The sequence below is a fragment of the Bacteroidota bacterium genome (assembly GCA_030017895.1).
GTDB lineage: Bacteria > Bacteroidota > Ignavibacteria > UBA10030 > BY39 > JASEGV01.
In genome coordinates this window covers 1-10,169 of record JASEGV010000090.1, presented here as the reverse complement: position 1 = coordinate 10,169, position 10,169 = coordinate 1, and the positions used below count along the sequence as shown (strand labels likewise).

Here is a 10,169-nt window from a genome sequence, read left to right as displayed (position 1 = left end):
GGCGGAACATAATCATCCTCATCAAAGAGTGCCTGCCCGACTGCTCGCCCGTCGCTGACGTTCGAGCGGGCTTCGTTCAGGCGGGGCTGCCCGACTGTTTGGGTTTGAACCTGTGAATGAAGATGAGTAATTGAAAAGCTTATTAAAAAAAATAATATTAATGCTTTCATAGCTGTTCTCCTTTCCGCTCAACGAGTCGAGCGTCTTGTTTTTATTTTTTTATTTATAAAAAAAAACTTATTTTCAGCCCTGAAAATTTTTGGCAAGCCCTAATAACCAAAAATCTTATCGCTGGCAATATATGCATTATTTTTTTAATAAGCTAATAATCGTTAAAAAATCGCCTCCTGTAATCAGCTGAAAAATAAGGAGTTATAGCTGGTATGGGGGGGGTAAAATTAAACGATTTAATTATCTCATAATTCTGAAATCACCATCCAAACGACACGATAGATTGTTCACTCGGGCAGGCGGGTAATATCTTACTTCTTCTTAATACTCCAACGTAAAAAAAACGATAAAAAATATCGCTGCTGCTGTGAGCTGAATAATCCGGTAAATATTATTTTTTTTCTCCTTCAAATAACTCCACCAAAAAGCCAATCCGATCATAGAAACTGTAAAAAGTATAAACAGCGGTAATACATCCATGAATCCTAAATAAGTTCCAAAAATTGTTTTCATACTAAAAAATGGATTAATCACCGATCCATAAAGAATAATCAAATGAACTACATAAACTAACAGCGATTCTTTTCCTAAAATTGTAATCCACCGCGGCGGCTGCTTAATTTTTTCTGTAATCAACCAAATAATACCTATCATAATCAATAAAGCTCCGATACGAATTGCAAAATAATTCGGGCTTGTGTACCAAAAATTGTAAACGGGATAGATCTGGAAAGGAGCTGCATCTAATAATAATCCTAATCCAATAAAAACCAAGCCTAAGTATAAAAAGCGTTTCATAAATTTATGCTCACGTTTATGCTCGACCGCCAGCATAAACTCCCACGAAACAATAACACCGGCAAATAAAAAACCGACGTATGGAAAAATCGGGAACAATGAGCCATTCATACTATTTAATAATTGAGCTACAAAAGGGGGATAATGTTTTAAGAAATCGATATCCCAAAACAACGGTGTTATCAACGGAATTGCAACTGTGGCTGCGAGAACAAGTCCATAAAAACGCCGCTCTGTTTTAAAGAAAAAAACTAATCCATGAAGTACAAGCAAACCAAAACCGATACACTGTAAAACATCGCTTTGAAAAAATTGTAAATAATTTTGAGTAGTGGCTTCTAATACGAGTTTTTTTGCAGATAAAAAAGGAAGGTGCAATAAGTAACCCAACATCAGAATGATGAGAATGCGTCCGAGTCGCCTCGCTAAAGGAGTATCCCAGTGATGGTAATCCTCCCATCGCTTACGTGTTGAAAGAACGAATGTAAGCCCCGCACCAAACAAAAACGCCGGGGCACTTACACCGTGAAAAAAATCGTGAAATTGAAAAATAGGGGTTTGTATAATTGCCTGATCCAATAAAGCCCGGAATAAATGCCCCTCTAACATAAACAAAATTACAATGCCGCGATAAAAATCGATAAACAAATATCGAGGTTTCTGATTTGCCGCTTGCAAAGTCATCAGATGCTCAACGCACAGTTTATTGCAACAGTGTTCACAATATCTTCGACACTGCATCCGCGTGATAAATCGAAAGCCGGCTTTTTCAACCCTTGTACAATCGGTCCTATCGCTTCTGCGCCGCCGAGTCGCTGTGCCATTTTATATCCGATGTTGCCCGCATTCAAATCGGGGAAAACCAAAACATTTGCATTGCCCTGCACGGGACTTCCGGGTGCTTTCGATTGCGCAACCTTCGGAACAATTGCCGCATCAAGTTGAAGGTCGCCATCGACAATCAGATTTGGCGCTTTTTGTTTTATTAGCTCCGTAGCTTTTTGCACTTTCTCGATCAACGGATGACTTGCACTTCCTTTGGTCGAAAACGAAAGCATTGCAACTCGCGACTCTTCGCTTGTTAACTTCTGATGATTCTCTGCAGTCGATATTGCGATGTCGGCAAGTTGTTCAATTGTTGGATCTGGAACAACTGCACAATCGGCAAACGAAAAAACTTTATGCGGAAACACCATCAAGAAAAAGGAGGAGACGATATTTATTCCCTCTTTCATACCGATTGCTTGAATAGCAGCACGCAACACATCACCGGTTGTTGAGATTGAACCTGCCACACTACCATTTGCCAATCCTTCACGCACCATCATTGCTCCAAAAAAAAGCGGGTTAGTTATAGCTTTTTGTGCGTCTTCAAAACTAATTCCTTTTTCTTTTCTTAAATTATAAAAAATGTGTGAGAAGTCGCTCAACTTATCCGATTTTTTCGGATCGACAACACGAACACCTTGAAGCGAAACTCCTAAAGTTTCGGCTTTTGATCTTATTTGATTCTCATCTCCGATTAAAATAGCATTTGCAATTCCTTCGTCTGCTAAAATTCTGCTTGCCTTAATTGTTCGCTCGTCGAGTGCGTCGGGAAGCACTACTGTCTTCTTATGTTTTTTTGCATTTTCTTTTATCGAGATTAATAATTCACTTGGTACCATTTATTTCCTTTTTCTGTTTTATTTACGGTTAAAAACTTTTTGTCTTTCATAATCAAGCCGTTCAATTTCCAATTGCATTGCTACAATTCTGCGTCTCAAATATTCATTAAACTCGGCGGGTGTTCGGTTTGCATAATCAGGTAAATGCGATTGTAACGGAACATTATTCTTCATTACAGTTTCGAGTATATAAGAATGCGATTTTGCCAAATCAATGTAAGCTTTTTGAAGATCCTCATATTTATCTTTGTAATAAATCAGCGGCTGGTCTGCCCTTCTTAAATCCTGATACGCAATAACTACTACAGCGATAATAACCGTTGCAATGAAAAGAACCATCCAGATATTAAATTTCATATTTTTCCTCATTTTAATTGATGACGTTGCTTGTTTTGGGATAAAATTTCGTCAATTTTAGATGGAAAAGCAAATTTTGAATTTATCCGACTCAATGCTTATCTTATACCACTATGAAACCAGGTTATGTAATTTTAGATCACCCGGCAGATATGGGAATTGAAGCTTATGGCAAAAACCTGAAAGAAGCTTTCCAAGAAGCTGCCGTTGCTTTAACATCAATAATTCTCGATACCTCTTCAATAGACCCAACCGAAACACAAACTATTGAAATTGCTGCTTCCGATTATGAACATCTGCTCGTGAAATGGCTCGCCGAAATTTTGTATCTCTATGATGGGAAGAATTTTGTATGTTACGAGTTTGATATCGAAAATATATCTCCGAATTTTTTAGAAGCAAAAGTTAAAGGTGAGAACTTCGATAACCAAAAGCATCTCACGAAGTTAGATGTTAAAGCCATTACTTATCATCAAATACTAGTGCATTCAAATGAAGAAAGAGGTTTGGTGAGGGTGTTTGTGGATATATGAATTCAAATTTAAGATTTCGGATTTCGGAACGAAAAATTATGGTTTGCATAATTTTTAAGATTGGATTTTAAAATAAAGGGTAGAGCTATGTTTCAAAAAATTGATGATTATAGATATTTGATTCCGAAGAGTTATAAAAAAGGAATGCTGATAGATGGATTGGTGTATGCCGACGAAGCGATGATTAAACACATCGAGAAAGATCAGACGAAAGAACAAATTGCTAATGTTGCAACACTTCCGGGAATGATCGGTCGATCGCTCGCTATGCCCGACGCACACCAAGGTTACGGATTTTGCATCGGCGGAGTTGCAGCAGCAGATATTGACAACGGAGTAGTTTCGGCTGGTGGGGTCGGTTTTGATATTAACTGCGGCGTTCGTTTATTATCAACTCCTTTTTTGGATAAAGAGGTCCGTCCGATGTTAGAGCAACTTTTGAATCAACTTTTCCGTGATATTCCATGCGGTACCGGAAAAAGCGGACTGTTGAATGTTACAAAAGCAGAACTCGATAATGTTCTGCACGATGGCGCATCATGGGCTGTTAAACATGGATATGGAAAAGAAGACGACTTAAAACATATCGAGGATTACGGAAAAATTCCAAATGCCGATGCTGCCCTTGTAAGCTCACGCGCTAAAGAGCGCGGGCACGACCAACTTGGTACACTAGGTTCCGGTAACCACTTCCTCGAAATTCAAGTCATTACAGAAATTTTTGAGCCAGAAACTGCTTTCAAATTCGGGTTGCAAAAAAATCAGATAGTCGTTTTGATTCATAGCGGATCACGCGGATTGGGGCATCAAGTGTGTACCGATTATTTAGATATTATGCAAGAAGGAATGAAAAAATATGGAATCAGTGTTGTTGACCGGCAGCTTGCCTGTGTTCCAATTCAATCGAAGGAAGGGCGCAATTACCTTTCGGCAATGGCGGCTTCAGCAAACTTTGCATTTGCAAACCGGCAGATGATTACTCATTGGACTCGCGAGGCATTTCAAAGAATTATCGGCAGCGGCGATTTGAAAATTGTTTACGATGTTTGCCATAATATTGCCAAGTTCGAAGAACATGATATCGATTCAAAAATATTTGGCGGAAATGGTGGAAGAAAAAAAGTCCTCGTTCACAGGAAAGGAGCAACACGAGCGTTTCCTAAAAAACACGATGCATTACCTCTTGAGTTACAGGAATCAGGACAGCCTGTTCTGATCCCCGGCAGTATGGGAACTTGCTCCTATGTTCTTGTCGGCACAGAACGGGCTATGCAAGAAACTTTTGGTTCTTCCTGCCATGGTGCGGGACGTTCAATGAGCCGGTCACAGGCAAAGCGTGAAACGAGTCCTGAAAAATTAATGAAGCAAATGAAAAACCAAAACATTTTAGTCCGCTCTCAAACAATATCCGGACTTACTGAAGAAAAACCAGATGCTTACAAAAATGTCAGCGATGTTGTAGATGTTATTCACAACGCCGGAATTGCAAGGAAAGTAGCTAAAATGGTACCTATTGCGGTTATGAAAGGTTAATTGTTCTTATTCCTTTTTTTATTTATATTAACAGCGAAAATATAATGAAGACATAAAATGAGAATATTTCTAAAATCGAAAATACATAATGCTACGGTAACAGAAGCCAACTTGAGATACGTTGGCTCAATCACTATCGATGAATCGTTGTTGATTAAAGCCGATATTAAAGAATACGAAAAAGTGTTAGTCGTCGATAAGACTAACGGTAACCGATTAGAAACTTATGTAATTAAGGGAAAGAAAAACTCCGGACATATTTGTATGAACGGCGCCGCCGCTCATTTGATAAAAAAGGGGCACGAAATTATCATAATGACATTTCAGATTACTAACAAACCGGTAAAGCCAATAATTGTTATAGTAGATAAAAAAAATAAATTTGTAAAATTCACGAAAGAAGAATTAGCAAAACTGAACACTCAGGGCTGCTGAAAGAATGAACTCCAAACCTATTGGCGTATTCGATTCGGGTATCGGCGGACTAACAGTCGTTCGGGCATTAATGCTGCGGCTTCCTCACGAAAATATTGTTTACTTCGGCGACACTGCAAGGGTTCCCTACGGTCCCAAATCTTCCCAAGTCGTGCGGGAGTACGCAGCACAGGATACCGATTTCTTACTTTCTCAGAATGTCAAAATGATTGTGATTGCCTGCAATACAGTATCTTCGGTAGCTTTGGACGTTGTTCAGAAACGCGCTAAGGTGCCGGTAGTCGGAGTTATCCAACCAGGATCTGAAGGTGCCTTAATTACAACAAAAAACAAAAGAATCGGAGTAGTCGGTACACTTACAACTATTCTTAGTAATGCCTATACTAATACAATCCGCCAACTTGATTCTTCGATTGAAGTATTCTCGAAACCCTGCCCCCTCTTTGTCCCTCTTGCCGAAGAAGGTTTTATTGAGCATCCTGCAACCGAGCTTATTGCCAAAGAATATTTATTTGAGCTAAAATTAAAAAAAATCGATACATTAATTTTGGGATGCACCCATTATCCGATTTTGAAAAATGTTATCAGCAAAGTGATGGAAGAAGGCGTTCAGCTGATTGATTCGGGTGAGAGCACTTCTGCACAGGTTGAAAAAATATTAGATGCAGAAGGTTTACGAAACCCCAGCAAGTTGAAGGCAAACGTGAAGTTTTTTGTAAGCGATATTCCTCACAAGTTCACAGAAGTCGGAGAAAGATTTTTAGGACAGAAAATGGGAGTAGTGAAGAAAATGCACGTGGAGTGATTTTAAATTTTAGGTTTGGGATTTTAGATTGTTGATGCTTTGTCATCCTTCTTTTTTTTCGTATATTTTAATTGTTAACAATAACTATGAATATGCAATCCGAAGAAATACTATCAATCTTCAAATCCACAGAAGCCCTGCTTGAAGGACATTTCAGATTGACATCAGGATTACACAGTCCACAATATTTTCAGTGTGCGAAGGTGTTGCAATATCCGAAACACTGTGAAATACTCTGTGCGAGTATCGCACAGTTCTACAGGGATATGAAAATTGATGTAATTGCTTCACCGGCTTTGGGAGGGATTGTAGTCGGACAGGCAGTAGGACGACAATTAAATGCACGTACAATTTTTACAGAGCGTCAGGATGGAGTTATGCAACTCCGGCGCGGCTTTGAAATTAAACCGGGTGAGAATGTACTCGTCTGCGAAGATGTTGTTACAACTGGCGGCTCAACACAAGAAGTAATTAACATCGTTCATAATGCTGGTGGAAATATTGTTGGAACTGCAAGCGTAGTCGACAGAAGTGGCGGCAAAGTTAAATTTAATGTTCCTAACCAATTCTCTGTTTTAAAGATTGACGTTATCACCTACACACCCGAAGATTGCCCGTTGTGCAAACAAAATGTACCAATTATGAAACCCGGAAGCCGGAAAAATAAATAGAGCAAATATATGTTTGAAAACAAAATTTTTAGCCACCTATTAATAGCTTTAATAATCGTAGTTGCCTCGTGGATTGTCGGTAAAGTAATAAAATTTTTACTGTACATCTTTGGTAAGAAGATACTGACAAAAACAAAAACTACACTTGACGATAGAATCATAGAGGTCTTGCGTGGTAATGCAACTCTAATTAGCGTAATCGTTGGAGTTTATGTTGGAATTGAACATATAAGTAAAATTTCAACACCTGACAATATCACACTAAATCAAATTTTATACTATCTGCAAATAGCAACATTTATAATAATTGTTCTTGCAGTTGCACGATTAGTAAGCCGGCTCATTGGAGCAATATTTGGATGGTATATGGACGAGGTTTCCCGCAAGACACAGAGTAACTTAACTGCGACGATTGCGCCACTCACTAATAAAATTATTAGCATTGTAATATTTCTTACAGGGTTAATGATTATATTAGAACACTTCGGTGTAAGTATCGGAAGTCTGCTCGTATCGTTGGGCGTGGGTTCTTTAGCAATTGCGCTCGCAGCACAGGACACACTCGCGAATATGATTGCCGGATTTGTTATTATGGTCGACAGACCATATCGAGTTGGCGATAGAATACAACTTCCCTCAGGAGAAATCGGCGATGTTGCAGAAATAGGTTTACGCAGTACCAGAATTTTAAACTTCGATAATAATTTTGTAGTTGTACCGAACGCCGAAATGATAAAATCGCGACTCATCAACTATTCGTATCCACAACAGGCGGTCCGGGCATTCATTGATGTGGGCGTGAAATACGGCACCGATATTTCGAAAGCAAGAACTATACTCCTTGAACTTGCAAGTAACCATCCGGAGGTTATGAAAGACCCTGCGCCCGAAGTGTTCGTAATAGATTTCGCTTCATCAGCCCTCATCCTCCGGTTGAATATGCGAACCGACGACTTCAAGAAAAAGTGGCCCGTTGAAACAACAATACGGGAACAAATTTATAAAACATTTGCAGAAGCAGGTATTACAATTCCCCTTCCCCAACAGGTTGTACATTTGGTAAACAGAGATGAACCTAAAACTTCTTAAAAGAAAAGTAATTTATAGCGGAAAAGTATTCAACACAATCGTGGACGATGTTGAATATGATTCCGGAAATCGTTCGATACGGGAAGTGGCAGAACATCCTGGTGGTGCAGTAATTTTTGCAATCTTTCCGGATAATAAAGTTTTGTTAATCAAGCAGCATCGATACCCGATAAACAAATTCATTTACGAACTCCCTGCTGGAAAATTAGACCCCGGCGAAGACCCGCTCGATTGTGCAAAGCGCGAGTTAGAAGAAGAAACCGGATACAAAGCAAAGAAATGGAAAAAACTGACGGCAATTTTTACCACTCCCGGTTTTTGCAGCGAACAACTTCACATCTTTCTTGCTCAAAATTTACATCTATCAACAAATGGAAGAAATTTAGAAGAAGGCGAACTTACAATGACCGTTGAAATTCTTCCACTCCAAAAAACCGTAGAAATGATTGAGAATCAAGAAATAGTTGATGCGAAATCTATTTGTGGGATAATGATTGGGAAAATGGTTGTTGAAAAATTTTTAATTCTCCAAAAGAAATCATTAAATTTATAGAAAAGAATATTAATATTATGAGTGCCGTAGAAATAATCAGAAAAAAACGCGACGGACAGAAATTATCCCGCCAGGAAATGGAACTATTAATCAAGGGATATGTCGTAGGCAAAATTCCCGACTACCAAATGTCTTCTTTTTTGATGGCTGTTTATTTTAACAAAATGGATTTCGACGAGACTGCCGTATTCACAGACATTATGTTGAATTCTGGAATTGTCGTCGACCTATCTTCTATTCCAGGAATAAAAGTCGATAAACACTCGACAGGCGGGATTGGCGATAAAGTCTCGATTATACTCGCCCCGATGGTTGCAGCTTGCGGTGTGCCTGTTCCGATGATTTCGGGTCGCGGACTCGGACATACAGGCGGAACATTAGACAAATTAGAATCTATCCCCGGATTTCGGACAAACTTAACTCTTGAAGAATACAAATCAGTCATCGCCGACATCGGACTTGTCATGATCGGTCAAACGAATGAGATTGCACCAGCTGATAAAAAAATGTACGCCCTGCGTGATGTAACCGGAACAGTCGAATGCATACCTCTGATCGCCGGAAGTATAATGAGTAAAAAATTAGCCGAGGGAATTGATTCACTTGTACTCGATATTAAAACCGGACGCGGCGCCTTTATGCAAACCAAAGAAGCTGCAATAGACCTTGCAAAAACTTTGATTGCTATTGGAAATAATTTCGGTAAAACGACAATTGGATTTCTAACGGACATGTCTCAGCCTCTCGGTTATGCTGTGGGTAACTGGCTCGAAGTCGTGGAGTGTGTGGAATGTATGCGCGGCAAAAATGTTCCTGATTTGATGGAAGTTACTTACACACTCAGCGGTGCGATGGTTATGTTAGGCAGTAAAGCAAAAACAATTGAAGAAGGTGTCGCAAAATGCAAAGAAACAATTGAAAACGGAAAAGCATATCAGAAATTTCTGGAGATGGTCGAACGGCAAGGCGGCGATAAATCGTTCATTGAGGATCTAACAAAATATCCCAAGAGCAAATTTTCCTTTGAAGTAAAAAGCAATTCCGCCGGATACATAGAAAACATTGATGCACTCGAAGTCGGTTTTGTGGGAATTATGATTGGCGCAGGCAGAATGAAAGTGGATGATGTTATAGATATGAAATCCGGAATTTTATTCAATAAAAAAGTTGGCGATAAAGTTTCTCCTAACGAAACACTCGCTGTCGTTTTTGCAGATGATAAAACAAAACTCGACGCTGCTGTACAACGCTTACAAGCCAGTATCACGATAGGAAAGAATATTCCAATCCTGCCGCCCTTGATTCACGCATTGATAGATGAAAAAGGTGTTAAGGAGTGGAAAGGGTAATCTTTTCCTATATCAATACAAAAGCCGACCCATCCGTTCGATCAAATGACTCCTTAGGTGCAAACGGACTGAATCGGCTCTGTAAAACTTCCGATTTTTTACCTAACGAAAGATTGTTCAAAAATCGGGGCTATTACTTTACATCTATAATGTCTATGTAAGTCGAAATGGCATTTCGACATACAAGATATTACCGCATCAAAATAAG

At 39.2% G+C, this 10,169-nt stretch carries 11 protein-coding genes; 8 read left to right on the top strand and 3 right to left on the bottom strand.

From position 1 onward, the window contains the following. Positions 1 to 492: 492 nt before the first annotated feature. From QME58_12835 to QME58_12825, 3 genes are read right to left on the bottom strand one after another with little or no spacing between them, the layout of a single operon-like run. Complete coding sequence (locus QME58_12835; protein ID MDI6804705.1) at positions 493 to 1,653, bottom strand: heparan-alpha-glucosaminide N-acetyltransferase domain-containing protein; 1,161 nt, start codon at positions 1,651 to 1,653, stop codon at positions 493 to 495. Next, on the bottom strand, positions 1,653 to 2,636 hold the full coding sequence (gene pta, locus QME58_12830; protein MDI6804704.1) for a phosphate acetyltransferase: 984 nt from the start codon (positions 2,634 to 2,636) through the stop codon (positions 1,653 to 1,655). Before pta ends, QME58_12835 begins: the two co-directional genes overlap by 1 nt. 18 nt (positions 2,637 to 2,654) lie before the next feature. Beyond that, complete coding sequence (locus tag QME58_12825) at positions 2,655 to 2,993, bottom strand: hypothetical protein (protein ID MDI6804703.1); 339 nt, start codon at positions 2,991 to 2,993, stop codon at positions 2,655 to 2,657. Positions 2,994 to 3,106: 113 nt separating this feature from the next. On the opposite strand from QME58_12825, the gene QME58_12820 reads away from it, so the two are divergent. The 8 genes from QME58_12820 (at position 3,107) to QME58_12785 (ending at position 9,961) form a co-directional block, all read left to right on the top strand. After that, positions 3,107 to 3,526 carry an archease gene (locus QME58_12820; protein ID MDI6804702.1) on the top strand — a complete coding sequence of 140 codons (420 nt, stop codon included), beginning with the start codon at positions 3,107 to 3,109 and terminating at the stop codon, positions 3,524 to 3,526. A gap of 87 nt (positions 3,527 to 3,613) precedes the next feature. After that, positions 3,614 to 5,059 (top strand): RtcB family protein, encoded by a 1,446-nt coding sequence (locus QME58_12815; protein ID MDI6804701.1) that lies wholly within the window; start codon positions 3,614 to 3,616, stop codon positions 5,057 to 5,059. Between the two features lie 57 nt (positions 5,060 to 5,116). Further along, the gene (locus QME58_12810; protein ID MDI6804700.1) at positions 5,117 to 5,494 is read left to right on the top strand and encodes an aspartate 1-decarboxylase; all 378 of its coding nucleotides are present in this window, start codon (positions 5,117 to 5,119) and stop codon (positions 5,492 to 5,494) included. A gap of 4 nt (positions 5,495 to 5,498) precedes the next feature. Continuing rightward, the gene (gene murI, locus QME58_12805) at positions 5,499 to 6,299 is read left to right on the top strand and encodes a glutamate racemase (protein ID MDI6804699.1); all 801 of its coding nucleotides are present in this window, start codon (positions 5,499 to 5,501) and stop codon (positions 6,297 to 6,299) included. A 92-nt stretch (positions 6,300 to 6,391) separates the two neighbouring features. Continuing rightward, complete coding sequence (gene pyrE, locus QME58_12800) at positions 6,392 to 6,970, top strand: orotate phosphoribosyltransferase (GenBank protein ID MDI6804698.1); 579 nt, start codon at positions 6,392 to 6,394, stop codon at positions 6,968 to 6,970. Between the two features lie 9 nt (positions 6,971 to 6,979). Beyond that, positions 6,980 to 8,059, top strand: a complete 1,080-nt coding sequence (locus tag QME58_12795; GenBank protein MDI6804697.1) for a mechanosensitive ion channel — start codon at positions 6,980 to 6,982, stop codon at positions 8,057 to 8,059. Then, entirely contained in the window at positions 8,040 to 8,612 is a 573-nt protein-coding gene (locus tag QME58_12790) for an NUDIX hydrolase (GenBank protein ID MDI6804696.1), read from the top strand. Before QME58_12795 ends, QME58_12790 begins: the two co-directional genes overlap by 20 nt. A gap of 17 nt (positions 8,613 to 8,629) precedes the next feature. Beyond that, complete coding sequence (locus QME58_12785; protein ID MDI6804695.1) at positions 8,630 to 9,961, top strand: thymidine phosphorylase; 1,332 nt, start codon at positions 8,630 to 8,632, stop codon at positions 9,959 to 9,961. Positions 9,962 to 10,169 lie beyond the last annotated feature (208 nt).